This is a genomic window from Streptomyces sp. XM83C (assembly GCF_023072675.1).
GTDB lineage: Bacteria > Actinomycetota > Actinomycetes > Streptomycetales > Streptomycetaceae > Streptomyces > Streptomyces thermocoprophilus.
The window spans coordinates 1-16064 of record NZ_JALLGL010000141.1 but is presented as its reverse complement, the minus strand read 5'-3'; the positions used below and the strand labels follow the sequence as shown (position 1 = coordinate 16064).

The 16064-nt window shown below is 72.2% G+C and carries 12 protein-coding genes and 1 pseudogene; 2 read left to right on the top strand and 11 right to left on the bottom strand.

Annotation, left to right across the window (positions count from 1 at the left end; all coding sequences use genetic code 11):
• A partial coding sequence (gene pulA, locus MTQ10_RS17320) for a pullulanase-type alpha-1,6-glucosidase (RefSeq protein WP_247469024.1) occupies positions 1–3605 on the top strand: 3605 nt, incomplete at its 5' end.
• 105 nt (positions 3606–3710) lie between these two features.
• Here pulA and MTQ10_RS17315 read toward each other — a convergent pair.
• From MTQ10_RS17315 to MTQ10_RS17305, 3 genes are all read right to left on the bottom strand, one after another.
• Complete coding sequence (locus MTQ10_RS17315) at positions 3711–4400, bottom strand: TetR/AcrR family transcriptional regulator (protein WP_247469015.1); 690 nt, start codon at positions 4398–4400, stop codon at positions 3711–3713.
• Between the two features lie 102 nt (positions 4401–4502).
• Positions 4503–6416, bottom strand: coding sequence for a hypothetical protein (locus MTQ10_RS17310; RefSeq protein WP_247469013.1), 1914 nt, complete (start codon positions 6414–6416; stop codon positions 4503–4505).
• Between the two features lie 50 nt (positions 6417–6466).
• Positions 6467–6967 carry a tetratricopeptide repeat protein gene (locus MTQ10_RS17305; RefSeq protein ID WP_247469012.1) on the bottom strand — a complete coding sequence of 167 codons (501 nt, stop codon included), beginning with the start codon at positions 6965–6967 and terminating at the stop codon, positions 6467–6469.
• Positions 6968–7065: 98 nt separating this feature from the next.
• Between MTQ10_RS17305 and MTQ10_RS17300 the strand changes: the two genes are divergently transcribed.
• Positions 7066–7530 (top strand): hypothetical protein, encoded by a 465-nt coding sequence (locus MTQ10_RS17300; protein ID WP_247469010.1) that lies wholly within the window; start codon positions 7066–7068, stop codon positions 7528–7530.
• 80 nt (positions 7531–7610) lie between these two features.
• On the opposite strand, the gene MTQ10_RS17295 is transcribed toward MTQ10_RS17300, so the two are convergent.
• From MTQ10_RS17295 to MTQ10_RS17255, 8 genes and pseudogenes are all read right to left on the bottom strand, one after another.
• Positions 7611–9122 (bottom strand): DUF1996 domain-containing protein, encoded by a 1512-nt coding sequence (locus tag MTQ10_RS17295; RefSeq protein WP_247469009.1) that lies wholly within the window; start codon positions 9120–9122, stop codon positions 7611–7613.
• 132 nt (positions 9123–9254) lie between these two features.
• On the bottom strand, positions 9255–9908 hold the full coding sequence (locus MTQ10_RS17290) for a response regulator (protein ID WP_247469007.1): 654 nt from the start codon (positions 9906–9908) through the stop codon (positions 9255–9257).
• Positions 9893–11173 carry a sensor histidine kinase gene (locus MTQ10_RS17285; protein ID WP_247469005.1) on the bottom strand — a complete coding sequence of 427 codons (1281 nt, stop codon included), beginning with the start codon at positions 11171–11173 and terminating at the stop codon, positions 9893–9895. Before MTQ10_RS17285 ends, MTQ10_RS17290 begins: the two co-directional genes overlap by 16 nt.
• 40 nt (positions 11174–11213) lie before the next feature.
• Positions 11214–12307, bottom strand: a pseudogene (locus tag MTQ10_RS17280) (SDR family oxidoreductase).
• Between the two features lie 74 nt (positions 12308–12381).
• Positions 12382–12927: a winged helix-turn-helix domain-containing protein gene (locus MTQ10_RS17275; RefSeq protein WP_247469003.1), complete on the bottom strand. Its 546-nt coding sequence runs from the start codon at positions 12925–12927 to the stop codon at positions 12382–12384.
• A gap of 356 nt (positions 12928–13283) precedes the next feature.
• Entirely contained in the window at positions 13284–14315 is a 1032-nt protein-coding gene (glnII, locus tag MTQ10_RS17265; protein ID WP_247469001.1) for a glutamine synthetase, read from the bottom strand.
• 425 nt (positions 14316–14740) lie between these two features.
• Complete coding sequence (locus tag MTQ10_RS17260) at positions 14741–15460, bottom strand: septal ring lytic transglycosylase RlpA family protein (protein ID WP_247468999.1); 720 nt, start codon at positions 15458–15460, stop codon at positions 14741–14743.
• 175 nt (positions 15461–15635) lie between these two features.
• Complete coding sequence (locus MTQ10_RS17255; protein WP_247468997.1) at positions 15636–15998, bottom strand: arsenate reductase family protein; 363 nt, start codon at positions 15996–15998, stop codon at positions 15636–15638.
• Between the last annotated feature and the right edge of the window lie 66 nt (positions 15999–16064).

The window sequence follows — 16064 nt, the reverse complement described above, 5'->3', positions numbered from 1 at the left end:
CCTTCCCAGGAGGTCCCATGCGCACCTCACTCGCACGATCGTGGCCCGTGGCCGTGATCCTCGCGGCCGTCGCGGCGGTTTTCACCTCCGGCCTCAACGCCCTGACCGCCCCCGCCGCCGGCGCCACCGGCACCGTCGAGGTCACCGCCGACGTGGACGGCGGACAGCTCGACCGGGTCGTCTTCGCCGCGCAGACCGGCAACGGCAAGTGGCAGATCCTCGGCTCCGCCGACCACGCCCCGTACAAGGTCACCCACACCATCGGCAAGGACGTCCCCGCCGGGACCGCCCTGCGCTACAAGGCCGTCGTCGTCGACCGCACCGGCCGTACCGCGAGCGCCACCGCCGCCTCCGTCACGGGCACCCCGCCCGCCGAGGAGAAGCCCGCCGCGTCCTCCCGCGAGTACGCCATCGTCCACTACAAGCGCCCCGACGGCGACTACACCGACTGGGGCCTGTACGCCTGGGGCGACCTCGCCGACGGCGAGGCCACCGAGTGGCCCGCCGGCCACCCCTTCACCGGCCGCGACGCCTACGGCGCCTTCGCCTGGGTCAAGCTGAAGCCCGGAGCCTCCGACGTCGGCTTCCTCGTCGTCGACAAGGACGGGAACAAGGACGTCTCCGCCGACCGCGCCATCGACGTGACGAAGACCGGCGAGGTCTGGGTCGAGCAGGGCAACCCCGACGTGCTCACCGAACGCCCCGACCAGCCCGCCCAGGACACGGACAAGGCCGTCCTGCACTACCACCGCGCCGACGGGAACTACGACGGCTGGGGCCTGCACACCTGGACCGGCGCCGCCCAGCCCACCGACTGGTCGAAGCCGCTGCGGCCCGTGCGCACCGACGCCTACGGCGCCGTCTTCGAGGTGCCCCTCGCCGCCGGCGCGACCAGCCTCAGCTACATCGTCCACAAGGGCGACGAGAAGGACCTGCCCACCGACCAGTCCCTCGACCTCAAGGCGAACGGGTACGAGGTGTGGCTGCTCGCCGGCCAGGAGTCGTACCTGCTGCCGCAGCCGGCCGGTTCGTCCGCCGCACTCGACCTGACCACCTCCAAGGCGATCTGGATCGACCGCGACACCCTCGCGTGGAACGGCTCCGACGGCGCCGCCTCCACCCAGCTGCTGTACTCCCGCACCGGTTCCATCAAGGCCGAGAACGCCACCCTCACCAGCACCGACGAGCGGTGGATCCGGCTGACGCGGACCACGCTCACCGACGCGCAGAAGGCGAAGTACCCGCACCTGAAGGCGTACACCGCCTGGTCCGTCGACCCGCGCGACCGCGACCGCGTCCCCGAGGCGCTGCGCGGCCAGCTCGTCGCCTCCCAGCGCGCCGCGAACGGCGCTGTCCTCGCCGCGACCGGCGTGCAGATCGCGGGCGTCCTCGACGCGCTGTACCCGGGCGCGACGAAGGCGCAGCTCGGACCGGTGTTCCGGCACGGCCGCCCCACCCTGTCCGTGTGGGCGCCGACCGCGCGGTCCGTCCGCCTGGAGATCGGCGGGTCCACCGTGCCGATGCGCCGCGACGACACCACCGGCGTGTGGTCCGTGACCGGCCCGGCCTCCTGGAAGAACAAGCCGTACCGGTACGTCGTGACGGTGTGGGCGCCCAGTGTCCGCCGGCTTGTCACCAACAAGGTCACCGACCCGTACTCCGTCGCCCTCACCGCCGACTCCGAGCGGAGCCTCGTCGTCGACCTCGCCGACAAGGCGCTCGCGCCGAGCGGCTGGACCACGTACACCAAGCCGAAGGCGGTGCCGCTGAAGGACGCGCAGATCCAGGAACTGCACATCCGGGACTTCTCCGTCGCGGACAGCACCGTGCCCGCCCGCGACCGGGGCACCTACCTGGCCTTCACCGACAAGCTCAGCGACGGCTCGAAGCATCTGCGGGCCCTCGCCGGTGCGGGCACCTCGTACGTGCATCTGCTGCCCGCGTTCGACATCGCCACCATCCCCGAGCGGAAGGCCGACCAGACCACCCCGGACTGCGATCTGGCCTCCCTGCCCGCGGACTCCGACAAGCAGCAGGAGTGCGTCGCCGCGACCGCCGCGAAGGACGCCTACAACTGGGGCTACGACCCGTACCACTACACGGTCCCGGAGGGCTCCTACGCCACCGACCCGGACGGCACCGCCCGCACGGTCCAGTTCCGCGAGATGGTCAAGGCGATCAACGAGGACGGCCTGCGCGTCGTCATGGACGTCGTCTACAACCACACCGCCGCCGCCGGACAGGCCGACACCAGCGTCCTCGACAAGGTGGTGCCCGGCTACTACCAGCGGCTCCTCGCCGACGGCTCCGTCGCCAACAGCACCTGCTGTGCCAACACCGCCACCGAGAACGCGATGATGGGCAAGCTGGTCGTCGACTCGATCGTCACCTGGGCCAAGCAGTACAAGGTCGACGGGTTCCGCTTCGACCTCATGGGCCACCACCCCAAGGCGAACATCCTCGCCGTCCGCAAGGCCCTCGACCAGCTGACCCCCGCCAAGGACGGCGTCGACGGCAAGAAGATCATCCTGTACGGCGAGGGCTGGAACTTCGGCGAGGTCGCCGACGACGCCCGCTTCGTGCAGGCCACGCAGAAGAACATGGCCGGCACCGGCATCGCCACCTTCTCCGACCGGGCCCGTGACGCCGTCCGCGGCGGCGGCCCCTTCGACGAGGACCCCGGCGTGCAGGGCTTCGCCTCCGGCCTGTACACCGAGCCGAACTCCTCCCCGGCGAACGGCACCCCGGCCGAGCAGAAGGCACGGCTGCTGCACTACCAGGACCTGATCAAGGTCGGGCTGAGCGGCAACCTCGCCGGCTACCGGTTCACCGACACCAGCGGCAGGCAGGTCAAGGGCTCCGACGTCGACTACAACGGCGCCCCCGCCGGTTACGCGGCGGCCCCCGGCGACGCCCTCGCCTACGCCGACGCGCACGACAACGAGTCACTGTTCGACGCCCTCGCCTACAAGCTGCCCGCGTCGGTGAACGCCTCCGACCGGGCCCGTATGCAGGTCCTCGCGATGGCGACGGCCGCCCTGTCGCAGGGCCCGGCGCTCTCCCAGGCCGGCACCGACCTGCTGCGCTCCAAGTCGCTGGACCGCAACTCCTTCGACAGCGGCGACTGGTTCAACGCCATCCACTGGAACTGCGCCGACGGCAACGGCTTCGGCCGAGGCCTGCCCCCGGCCGCCGACAACAAGTCCAAGTGGCCGTACGCCGAGCCGCTGCTGACCAGTGTCGGCGTGGGCTGCGCGCAGATCGAAGGCGCCTCGGCCGCGTACCGGGACCTGCTGCGCATCCGCACCACGGAGAAGGCGTTCTCCCTCGGCACCGCCGAGCAGGTGCAGCGGCAGCTGTCCTTCCCGCTGTCCGGCACCGACGAGACCCCGGGCGTGATCACCATGCGCCTCGGTGACCTGGTCGTCGTGTTCAACGCGACGCCGCAGCAGCAGAAGCAGCACATCGCGTCCCTCGCGGGCACGGCGTACCGGCTGCACCCGGTGCAGGCGTCCGGGTCCGACCCCGTCGTGCGGACGGCGTCGTACAGCGGCGGCACGTTCACCGTGCCCGCCCGCACGGTCGCGGTCTTCACCCGCCGCTGAGCGGCCCGGCCCGACAGCCCCCCCCCACCCGGGGCCCGTCCCCCTGAACGGGGCGGGCCCCGGCCCTTTGTCCGGACACCGGCGTCGCCACCGGCCGGGGCCCTTTCAGGAGGCCAGCGCGAGGAGACGGCCGGCCAGATCCGCGAAGGGACCGTCGCCCGGCTCGCCCTTGAACACGCGCCGCAGCAGCGCCGCCATCTCCTCGTCGTGCGCGGCGCTCACCGCCGCCAGCGCGGCGAAGTCGTGCACCAGCTGCGACTCCAGCTCCGCGCGCGGGACGCGCCGCCCGTCCAGCCACTGGAGCGCGGTCGACTCCACGAGCGAGATCCAGGAGCGGATCACCAGCTGCAGCCGCGCCGGCGGCTCCGCCACGTCCAGATGCGACAGGATCTGGTCGTACGCCGCCTGCCGTACGCCGTCGATCAGCGCGTTGGTGGTGGACGAGCCGACGGCGGGGCCGCCGCGCATCAGCGCGTAGAAACCGGGCCCGTGATCGTCCACGAAGTCGAAGAAACGGCCCATGACCCGCAGCAGGCGGGCGCCCAGCGGGCCCTCGTGCGGCTCCACGAACCGGGCCGCGAGATCCTCCGAGGCACGCTTCAACGCGGCCTCGTACAGGCTGAGTTTGCCGGGGAAGTAGTGATACACCAGCGGCCGCGAGATGCCCGCGGCGGAGGCTATCTCGTCGATGGAGACCTCGTCGGGCGAGCGGCGGCTGAACAGTTCGAGGGCGACGCCGATCAACTGCTGCCGCCGCTCCTCGACTCCCATTCTGCGGCGAACCCCGGTAGTCATACGAACACCTTACCGATCGGATCCGGCCGCGAACGGGCCCGACCGGCCCCGGTCGTTCACAACCGAAGCATCAGCGGTCACGCCTGTCGTCACATACGGGGGTCAGCGCAGTCCGCTGATCCGCCGCCCGTCCTCCAGGGTCCCCTCCAGCTGGGCCTGCGCGCCCTCCTTGGCGCGCACCGTCAGCACATTGCCCTCCGCCGAACCGGTGATGCCGCCCGTCGCCCGCACCGACGTGGTGTCCCGGCTGCCCGCCGCGAGCAGATACCAGTTGCCGCCTTTCGACTTCCACAGCACACCCGCCAGCGCGTGCGGATCGCGCGGCCCGCACGCCGGACCGCCGTCGGACTTCGCCGCGACCGCCCCGTACCGGCCGCCCGGAGTGCGGAACTGCGCCAGCGCCCGCGCCCCGGCGCCACGCCAGGTCTCCGCGCGCGTGCACACCCACTCGGCACTGCCGCTGCCGTCGGGGAGCGACTGCTCGGCGAACGACCACGCGTTCACCGACCGCACACCCAGCGAGCGGACCGCGCCCAGCGAGCACGCGTACGGCGCCCAGTCGTGCAGCGCCCGCGACCCGGACAGGTCCTTCTCCTTCGCGGGGCTGCCCACGGTCAGCCGGGCCGGCACCAGCTCCCCCAGGTCGGACAGGACGTGCGTGCCGGTGTCGTCGGTCAGCTGGAGCACGTTCCACGACGTGCACGCGCCCGACCTGGTCGCCGGGCTGGCCATGGGTGCCGTGATCCCGGCGCTGATCGCCAGGTCCATCGCACCGGACGCCGGCTTCATCAGGTCCCGCTCGGCGGCCTTCGACACCCAGGGCGCCGTCAGATAGCGGACGTTGCCGTCGGTGCGGCCCAGCACGATCGCCGCCGCCTCCGCGCCCGTCGCCCCGTCCACGCGCGCGAAGTCCAGCGCCGCCCCGGCCGTGCCGTCCTTCGGCTCGGCGTACCGGGCGATGCGCAGACCGTCGTAGAGGATCACGACGCGCGCGGCATCGACCGTGCCCGCGTACAGCAGCTGGGGAGGGCCGGCCGGGCCGCCGGTCTGCGTGCCGGGCGTGGACGACACCCGTACGTTCTCCCCGGGCCGCGCCCACACAGCGAGCGCCCGCCGCAGCAGGCCCTCGTCGCCGACCAGGTCGCCGCGCGCCGGCCACATCGAGAAGTCGGTGCGCGCCGCCGACTTCCAGGTGCTCGGGGCGACCCGCACCAGCCGGCCCGGGTCGAGGGCGGCCTCGGCTGCCGGGTTCTGCGCGTACACGGGCGCGGCGGCACCGTCGGGCCCCCAGCCGTCGCCGGGCAGCGCCACCAGCGCCCCGCACACCGCGAGCGCCGCCGCCGCGGCCAGCGCGGCCCTGGTGTGTTGGCGGCGCCGCATCAGGTCGGTGGGGCGGGCCTGTAGCGCGCACGCGTCGAACTCCGGGGAGGTCAGCAGCTCGTACCGGGCCGGCACCCGCTCGGCCGCCCGCAGCGCCGCCGCCGGGTCGGCCGCGCCGGCCTCGGCGAGTACATCACGGACGTCCCCGTCGGGCAGCCGCTCCAGACCGCGCAGCACATACGCCGCGCGGGCCGGGCCGGTCAGCTTCGACAGCTCCCGCTCCAGCGCGAGTTCCTCGGCGCCGCCGGAGCGGGGGAACAGCTTCAGCCCCCACACGTGCGGCAGCAGCGGCGGCAACTGGGCCCGCTTCGGCAGCCCGCGCCGCTTTCCTCCCGCCTCCAGCGCCGCCCGCAGCACCCGCAGCCGCACGAAGGCGTAGCCGGGGTCGCCGTCCCGGCCGCTCGCCTGCGCCGGGATGACGGGGGTCCTGGTCCGGCCGCGGGGCAGGGCACGCTGGACGATCGCGTGCGCGGCCATCACCCGCCGGCCCCGGCCGAGGCCGGGAGGCAGCACCAGGTAGGCGATCCGGACGAGCCGCGGGTAGTGCTCGACGAGGGCGGCCTCGGCCTGCTCGACGTCGACGACCGGGTCGGGGGCGGGGGCGGCGGTGCGCGAAGCGACATCCTGTGACTGCACGTCCAGCGCAACGAGCCGGACGTCGACAGGTCACCGCCGTACGGGTGATGTCACTCCTCGGGGTTGACGAGCGCCCGCGCGTAGTTCGCCATCGACCGCTGGTAGCGCGGCAGATGCGGGGCGAGCGCGCCGAGCACCAGGGACAGTCCCTCCCGGTCCCGGCCCAGGCTCGACAGGCACAGCGCGAGCGCGGCACGGATCGCGTCGTCCAGCTCGTCGGAGGGCGCGTCCAGCTCGGGCGTGAGCAGCTTCACGCCCTCCTCGGGCTGTCCCAGGTTCCGCAGCGAGCTGGACAGCTGGATCTTCGCGCGCCGGGCGCGGTAGCCGTCGAGCCCGCGCGCCAGCGCCTCCCGGTACAGGGGTACGGCCTTGTCGGGCCGGCCCGTGGAGTCCCAGGCGCAGGCCTGCTCGAACGGGCCGAGCGGGCTGTCGTCGGGCAGTTCGGCGACGAGCGTGTCGATCAGCGCCCGGAACTCGGCGGCGCGTTCCTCGGGATATTCGTCGAAGGAGGCCCACGCCGCGGCCACCCGCTCTTCCCAGTCCTCGGTCATCGGGCTACCTTCGCACAGCTGTGCGCGTGCGGCAGTCGATTTGAGCGACGCGGCCCCGGGAGCCGTATCGAGGGGGAGGCCCCTTCAGGGAGGAACAGATGAGGGTGACACACGCCGCGATCTGCGCGGCGACCGCGGCACTGCTGCTGGCCGGCTGCGGCTCCGGTGGTGACGGCGGGCACGGCGACGGGCAGGGGGAGTCGGTGCCGCCGACGGCGACGGGCAGCCTGGAGCGGCTCGCCGCCGAGGTGAAGTGCCGGCCCGACATGCAGACCGACGCCGACGAGATCCGTCAGGCCATCTGCCGCACCTCCGACGGCCGGTTCGTCCTCGCGACCTTCGCCACCGACCGCGGGCAGCGCGAGTGGATCAACGAGGCCAAGGACTACGGCGGCCACTACCTCGTCGGCCGCAAGTGGGTCGCCGTCGGCGAGTCCGCTGTCGTGAGCACGCTGCGGGCCACGCTCGGCGGGGACATCGAGGAGGGCATCGACCACTCGGGGCACTCGTCGTCGGGGTCGCACTCGACGCCGTCGCACTCGGCCTCGCACGGCGGGCACTGAGCGGCTGGTCATGAGGACATGGAAAACCGGCGGTGGGAGGGGGGTCCACCGCCGGTTTCCGTCCGGGTCGGCCGGCTGCGTCAGGAGCAGCGCTGGCCGCGGTTGATGCAGTTGGCGATCTTCTTCGCCAGACCGCCGGTCGTGATGCTGATGAAGTCGTCGTGGTCGGTGGCCGGCTTGTGCAGCTGCTCCGGGAAGCCGTCCACGGCGTAGGCGTTCTGCACCTGCCCGTTGCGTATCACGGGCCGCGGCACGTCGTACACCAGGCGCATGGTCAGCTGCGGGATGGCCTTGAAGCCGTTCTTGCAGTTGCCGTTGGCGTCGGCGAAGTCGACGTGGGTGCGGTGGTTGGCGCTGTCGATGTTCTGGCCGTCCCAGCAGCTCTGGAAGGCGAACGTGCGGACCACGCTGCTGCCCCGCGGGCAGATCGGGTACTGCTCGGTCAGCTGCACCTTGTTCTCGAAGCCGGTGCAGCTCCAGTGCGCGTTGGCGTTGGCCAGACCGTTGGTGGTGGTCTTGGCGTCACCGGTGATGATGCGCAGGAACTGCGGCATCGGGACGACCTTGCTGGTCGGGCTGCCGACGTACTTGATCTCGGCCTGCTTCGCGGTCAGGATGCGGCCGACGTTGCCCTCCTTGCCGCCGCCGTCCTGGTTCTGGTCGAACTCCTGCGTGCCGTCCTGCACCCGCAGCACCGGCCAGTAGTACGACGACAGGTCGTTCTTGTTCTGGCAGCTGGTGCCGCCCTGGAGGAAGTTGTCGTTGCTGGAGAACGCGTTGATCTTCTGGTTGCCGACGTAGTCGTGGGTGTGGTGGGCACCGTTGGTGACGCCGGGGGCCACGATGACGTTGTCGGTGTTGTAGTTCTTGTTGACGTTCACACCGCAGCGGGTGGTGAAGCTGCCGGTGGAGGCGCGGCCGGTGCGACGCGGCTTGGCCTTCACGTTCGGCCGGACCTTGGTGATGTCGACGAAGTCGGCCGCGACGGGGCCGTTGCCGGCCTGGCCGCCGATGCCGCCCTGCTGTCCGCCGTTGCCGTTCTGGTCCTGTCCGCCGCCGTTGTTCTGACCGTTGTTCTGGCCGTCCCCGTTCTGGCCGCCGTCGTTGGTCTGCGGCTCGGCGGTGGTGCCGGTGCAGGGGGCGAGAGCGTCCAGGTTGTTCGGTTCGGCGCCGCCCGCCCGGGTGATCTCCAGCCTGATCCTGTCGAGGATCGCCTTCCGTTTGTCCTTCAGCGGGCCCAGGATGCTGTTCTGCACGAAGTTGGCGTCCCTGGCCTGCGCGTTCCTGGTGTTCACCAGCCGCTGATAGGCCTCGGTGACCTGCCGGTCCAGCGTGGCGAGTTCGCCGTCCACCTCACCGCGGGCCCGGTTCGGCACGTCGGTGAGCTTCTGCCCGACATCCGGGCACGAGATCGTCGCCACCTGACCGGCCGCGGCCTTCGTCCAGCTCGGCGACGACGAGTGGTTCTTCTCGTGTGCCGATGCGTAGAAGTTGGCCCAGACCAGCCCGCCCCCGCCGAGCGCTAGGGCCGCCGATGCAGCTATGGCCTTGGTGGCCATCGACGAGCGGCGTTTTCGTGTGTTGCGTCCCATGGAACTCCTCTGACTTCCTTGCGGGCTTGTGGGGCAGCAGCGTGGCGCCCGACAGGAGTGAAGCGGCTCCCATGGATACGCACGGGGCTCCTGTGGTGTTCAAACTCCGCGAAGAATCAGAGGAGTTGCAGGTCAGCGGCCGTGATCGAGATAAGCGAGCACAGCGAGGACGCGCCGGTTGTCGTCGTCCGACACCTCCAGTCCCAGTTTGGTGAAGATGTTGGCGGTGTGTTTGGCGATGGCCCGTTCCGTCACCACCAGCTTCGCGGCGATCGCCGCGTTGGACCGGCCCTGCGCCATCAGCTCCAGCACCTCCCGCTCCCGCGGGGTCAGCCGGGCCAGCGGCCGGTCCTCGCCGGAGCGCCGGGCCAGCAGCTGCTGGATGACCTGGGGGTCCATCGCGGTGCCGCCGGCGGCGACGCGTCGTACGGCGTCCACGAAGCTGTCCGCGTCGAACACGCGGTCCTTCAGCAGATAGCCGACGCCGCCGCTGCCGTCGGCGAGCAGCTCACGCGCGTACAGCTGCTCCACGTGCTGGGACAGCACCAGCACCGGCATGCCGGGTTTCCTGCGGCGGGCCTCGAGCGCGCACTGGAGCCCCTCGTCGGTGTGGGTGGGCGGCAGCCGCACGTCCACCACGGCGACGTCCGGCTCCTGTTCGGCCAGGGCGGCGGCCAGTTCGGGGCCGGACTCGACGGCGGCGGCGATCTCGAAGCCGTAGGCCTCGAGAAGCCGCACGAGGCCGTCGCGCAGCAGGAACAGATCCTCGGCTAGGACAACGCGCACGGAATCTCCACGGTGACCATGGTGGGGCCGCCCGCGGGACTGCTGACGGCCAGGACGCCGTCGAATGTACCGAGCCTGCGTTCGATGCCGGCGAGGCCCGAGCCGGGCTGGACCACCGCACCGCCGGTGCCGTTGTCGGTGACGGCGATCCGCAGCCGGTCCCCGGTGTGGTGCACGTCCACCCAGATCCGGTCGGCGCCGGAGTGCTTGACCGCGTTGGTGAGGATCTCGCTGACCGCGAAGTACGCCGCCGACTCCACCGGCGCGTCCGCCCGGCCCGGCAGCTCCACCGTCACCTCGGTCTCCACCGGCAGCCGCAGCGCCAGCGCCCGCACGGCGTCGCCGAGTCCGCGTTCGGCGAGGACCGGCGGGTGGATGCCGCGGACCAGGTCGCGCAGCTCGTTCAGCGCCTCCGCGCTGTTGCGGCGGGCCTGCGCGAGGAGCTTCTTGGCCTGCTCGGGGTCCTTGTCGAGGAGCATCTCGACGGTGCCGAGGTCCATGCCCATCGCCACGAGCCGGGCCTGCGCCCCGTCGTGCAGGTCGCGTTCGATGCGGCGCAGTTCGGCGGCGGAGGTGTCCACGGCGTCCCGGCGGGTCTCGGTGAGCACCTTGACGCGTTCGGCGAGTTCGGCGGGGCTGGGGATCAGCAGCGCCCGGGTGAGTGTGAAGTGCACGCGCAGCAGCCGGGGGGCCCAGCGCAGGCCCGCCAGGAGCACGACGACGCCGAGGCCGGCCGCGGCGAGGGCGGTGGCCTGGCCGGTGACGGGGACGAAGCCGTACCAGTACGTGCCGTGGCTGCCGCCGGCCACGACCCGCCACAGCCCCGCGGCGAGCGCGAAGCCCTCCACCGGCCAGAGGACCAGCAGCGCCGGCAGCAGCGCCGTGAAGTAGCCGGCCGACATGTCGAGGAGCAGCCAGCGCATGTCACGCCAGGTCTGCGGATCGCCCAGCAGCGCGATCATCCGGTTCCACGGGGTGGGGTCCGTCGGGGCCGGACGGTACACGGCGGGGATGCTGATGCCGCACCAGCGTTCGGCCAGTTCACGGCGCTTGTCGGCGAAGGTCCGCACCGCGTCCAGCAGCGGCGGTGTGGTGACGATGCCGATGCCGAGCGGGATCAGGCCTATGGACAGGACGGTGAGCGTGAAGATCAGTACGGCGACCGGCAGCATCGCCGCCGCCAGCGCCAGCCCCCGTACGGCGGCGAGCAGCGCTTCCCGCGCACCCGCCCGCACCTCGCCGCCGTTCTTCGTGTCGGTGTTCATGCCGCCAGTCTTCCGGAGGCGCGGGCGGCGGGCACTGGGGTCAGCCCCCCCGTCCGGGGGTGGTGCCAGGTACACCTCCGTCCGGGCCCTCGTCCGGGCCCTCGTCCGGGCCCTCGTCCGGGCCTGAGTCCGGGTCTCCGTCCGGGCCGAGGACCTTTGCCTCGGTGGCGGCATCGAGGCCCTTCACGGCGCGCGGTGAGAGGGGCGGCGGCCCGTCGAGGGAGCGCACCCAGCTCCAGGCGTCGGCGACGGTCCGCCGTACCGGCCGGCACCTCAGTCCGGTGGCGAGCGCCCGGGTGACGTCGGCGGAGTGCAGCGCGGCGTGTTCCTCACTGTCGGGCGGCACCCACACCGGCAGCTCGGTCCAGGTTCGATGCCCGCGTCGAGGATCGTCCGCGGGTCGGTCCAGCGCAGTTCGGCGGGGCCGCCGGTGATGTCGGCGCAGGTGTCGAGGAGTTCGCCCATGGTGGTGTGGCCCTGCGGGCTCATCAGGTTGTACGGGCCGGACAGCCGCTGTTCGGCGGCGCCGAGCAGCCAGTCGGCGAGGTCCCGTACGTCGATGTACTGGAGGGGCAGTTCGCGGGGGCCGGGCGCGAGGACGGGGCCGCCGCGGGCGATGCGGGTGAGCCACCAGGGCAGCCGGCCCACGTTCTCCCAGGGGCCGAGGATCAGCCCGCAGCGGGCCAGGACCGTGCGCCTGCTCCCGAACGCGTCGAGGGCGGCGAGTTCCCCGCCCCGCTTGTCGCGCTGGTAGTCGGTCTGCTCGGCGTCGGGTGCGGCACCGTCGACGACGGGCGCGGTCTCGTCGTACCCGGCGGGCGGCGCCCACGCGTACACCGAGCAGCTCGACACGTACACGTACCGTTCGGCGCGGTCGCGCAGCAGCCGAGCCGCCTCGTGGACGGCGCGCGGCGCCTGCGACCAGGTGTCGATGACGGCGTCCCAGGTGGTGCCGTCGTCGAGCGCGGCGAGCCCGCCGGGTGCGGTGCGATCGCCGGTGAGCCGCCGCACGCCGGGCGGCGGCGCGGCGAGCAGGCCCCGGTGGAACACGGTCACGTCCCAGCCGCGGCCGAGGGCCGCTTCGGTGACGGCCCGTCCGACGAATTGCGTCCCGCCCAGTACGAGAAGTCTCATGGGGGCGACTGTGCCAGGGCGGGCCGCGGCCGGGAACGGTGATCTGCTGCGGGCAGAGCGGGGGAGCGGCGGGGTCAGCGGCCGGTGGGCGGGGAGTACTTGTAGCCGACGCGGCGGACCGTCTGGATCGCGCCGCGGTGTTCGGCGCCGAGCTTGCGCCGGAGGCGGGCGATGTGGACGTCGACGGTGCGGCCGTCGCCGACGTGGCCGTAGCCCCACACGGTGGTGACGAGCTGGTCGCGGGTGTGCACCCGGTGCGGGTGGGCGACCAGGTGGGCGAGGAGTTCGAACTCCAGGTACGTCAGGTCGAGTTCACGTCCGTCGACCTGGGCGGTGCGCTGCACGGGGTCGATCCGCACGAGCGGTTCGGCCTCGTCGGCGGGCGGCTCGGGCACGGCCGCGACGGGCGGGAACGGCGGCTGCTGGTCGGCCGGCACGAGCACCAGGTAGCCGACCATGGGGGGACGGCCGGGCAGGGCGGGCAGGGTGTGCTCGGGCGCGGGCAGCCAGGTGGCGCCGGGCGGCAGGAAGTCCGCGACGTCGAACGCGTCGTCCGGTACGGCTCGCAGCCGGTGCCGGGCGGGGGCGGGGGCGGTGGACAGGGAACGAGTGGTCGCCATGAGAGGTCAGCTCTTTCGCGCGAGAGGGTCGTCGTTCGTCGAGAGGGGACGACGGCGGCGATTCGTGGTCGGGCCGTCGAGGACGTACGGCTTGTCGCGCTGGCCGAAGGCCGGGGGTTACGGCTTTAGAGGGCCCGCGCGTTCGTCGCGCGGCAACACACCCGGTCGAAGTCGTGGTGCTGACGGGAAGGCCAGAAGGGCTCGAGGTCATGGCGACCTGTCGCGGTGTGCTTCTGGATGCTGGCCATGCGTCCATTGAAGCAGACTCGGGGCCCTGCTTGGAGCCTTCTCTCACTGGATGGACGCGAAAGGCGCCCACCGGACAGTGGGCGCCTTTCGGGTGCGTGGGGGCGGGATCAGACCTGGCCGGCCTTCTCCAGCGCGGAGCAGCAGGTGTCGACGAGCAGCCGGGTCACGACGTACGGGTCGACGTTGGCGTTGGGGCGGCGGTCCTCGATGTAGCCCTTGCCGTCCTTCTCGACCTGCCACGGGATGCGCACGGAGGCGCCGCGGTCGGAGACGCCGTAGGAGTACTGGTCCCACGGGGCGGTCTCGTGCAGGCCGGTGAGGCGGTCGTCGATGCCGGCGCCGTAGTTCTTGACGTGGTCGAGCGGCTTGGAGCCCTCACCGAGCGCCTCGCAGGCGGTGATGATGGCGTCGTAGCCCTCGCGCATCGCCTTGGTGGAGAAGTTGGTGTGCGCGCCGGCGCCGTTCCAGTCGCCCTTGACCGGCTTGGGGTCGAGGGTGGCGGAGATCCCGAAGTCCTCGGCGGTGCGGTAGAGCAGCCAGCGGGCAACCCACAGCTGGTCGGAGACCTCCAGCGGGGAGAGCGGGCCGACCTGGAACTCCCACTGGCCGGGCATGACCTCGGCGTTGATGCCGGAGATGCCCAGGCCCGCCTTGAGACAGTTGTCCAGGTGCTTCTCGACGATCTCGCGGCCGAAGATCTCGTCGGCGCCGACACCGCAGTAGTAGCCGCCCTGCGGGGCGGGGAAGCCGCCCTCGGGGAAGCCGAGCGGGCGGGAGCCGTCGAAGAAGGTGTACTCCTGCTCGATGCCGAAGATCGGCTCCTGCGCGGCGAACTTCTCGGCGACCTCGGCGAGCGCGGCACGGGTGTTGGACGCGTGCGGCGTCATGTCGATGTCGAGGACCTCGCACAGGACGAGGACGTCGTCGCCGCCGCGGATCGGGTCGGGGCAGGTGAAGACCGGCTTGAGGACACGGTCCGAGGAGTGCCCCTCGGCCTGGTTGGTGGAGGACCCGTCGAAGCCCCAGATCGGCAGCGCGTCCAGACCGGCGGGCTCACCCGCGATGATCTTCGTCTTGGAGCGGAGCTTGGCGGTCGGCTGGGTGCCGTCGATCCAGATGTACTCAGCCTTGAAGGTCACGGGCCACTTCCTTCGGGTGGGGCGGACGCGGGTGCGGGTGCTGCGGCGCTACGGCACTGGGGCGCCGAGCTGCGATGCCCCGGAGCCTGTCAACAGGCGATTTCCCGGCCATTGCCCGTATGTGAACCCCGTGTTACCTGGGGTCGGTGTGGCGCGTCTCACGGTTTGCGCAGAGGGGGCGCGGGCGGAACCGTCCGACGTGGGCGCCCGGACGCGCCGGGGTCCTGCTGCTCCCGGCCGGGAACAGCAGGACCCGAGACGTACGCGAGGAGGCGGCCGGGGCGGAGGCGCTGCTGCCGCACGCGCGCGTGGACATGGTCCCGGATGTCTCCCGTCGCGCGCTGCCGCGGTCCGCGCCGCCGGAGCCGGGCCGCCGCCTCAGTGTGTTCCTGAGCGACCCACTCCTCGGTCTCCGGTCTGCGGCCTCACCCCACCTTCTCGATCACGGCCCGGCGGATCAGGAACTTGCCGGGCTCGCGGACCTGCTCGAAGGCCGCGTTGTTCAGCAGGACACAGCTGCCGGAGACGGAGGTCACCTCCACGGTCGTGGACTTGTTGTTGTCCAGGTTGGTGACCTTCAGCCGGGTGCCGGCGGGGAACTGGTTGCTGGACGCGGCGGGTGCCCCGCCCTCGCCCGAGAGCGTCACCGTGGAGCCCTTGCAGACCTGCTCGCCCGCGGCGACGGCACCGCCGCCGTCCTGGGCGCCCCCGCCGGCCTGCTGGCCGCCGGCCTGGGCCCCGCCGCCGGCCTGCTGGCCGCCGCCCTGGCCCTGCTGGGCGCCCTGCCCGTTCTGCGCGCCGCCCTGCTGTCCGTTCTGCGCGGACTGGGAGTCCTGAGCCGACTCCCCGACCACGCACCCGGACGCCGCCTGCTTGCGCTTGATCTCCTCGATCACGGCCTGCCGGTTGGCGATCCGCGCCTCCGACTGCGCGTCGGGGTTGGCCCGCTGCCCGTCGATGAACCGCTGGTTGTTGCCGAGAGCGGTGGCGAGGCCCTGGCAGACGGTCGACTCGGCGGCCGTCTGGGCGGGCTGGGCGGCGTTCGACGTGCTCGCCATGACGAAGGCACCGCCGCCCGCCACCGCCGCCGCGCTGACCAGCAGCGCGATCTTCTTCTTCGTACCGAGAGTTCTCCTGCGCGACATGCGCGCCTCCTGAAGAGGTAGGGGAGCGTACGCCGCTATGTACGAGATACCGAACGTGGTTACTCAGCGGTTTCACAGATATCTCAAGTAACCTGCGTCACAGGGAAGTTGAGCGATGCTCGCCCCCTGTGCCACGCCACCGCCCCCGCGCGTGCCGCCCCCGGCGGCAGGCCTGTCACCTACGGGACAGCGCGTCCCGTACGGCCTCCTCGGTGCGGGCGACGACCGCCGTGCCGTCGTCGGCGGTGATGATCGGCCGCTGGATCAGCTTCGGGTGCGCGGTGAGCGCGGCGATCCACCGGTCGCGCGACCCGGCGTCCCGCGGCCACTCCTTCAGGCCCAGCTCCTTCGCCGCGGCCTCCTGGGTGCGCGTGATGTCCCACGGCTCCAGCCCGAGCCGGTCGAGCACGGCCCTGATCTCGTCCTCTCCCGGTACGTCCTCCAGATAGCGGCGGACGGTGTAGTCGGCGCCCTCGGTGTCGAGCAGGGTGAGCGCGCTGCGGCACTTGGAACAGGCCGGGTTGATCCAGATCTCCATGCCGACCACGGTACGCGAGCGGTCCGGCAACCCCCCTCTGTTCGATTTTCCGGAGTCCCGCCCGCC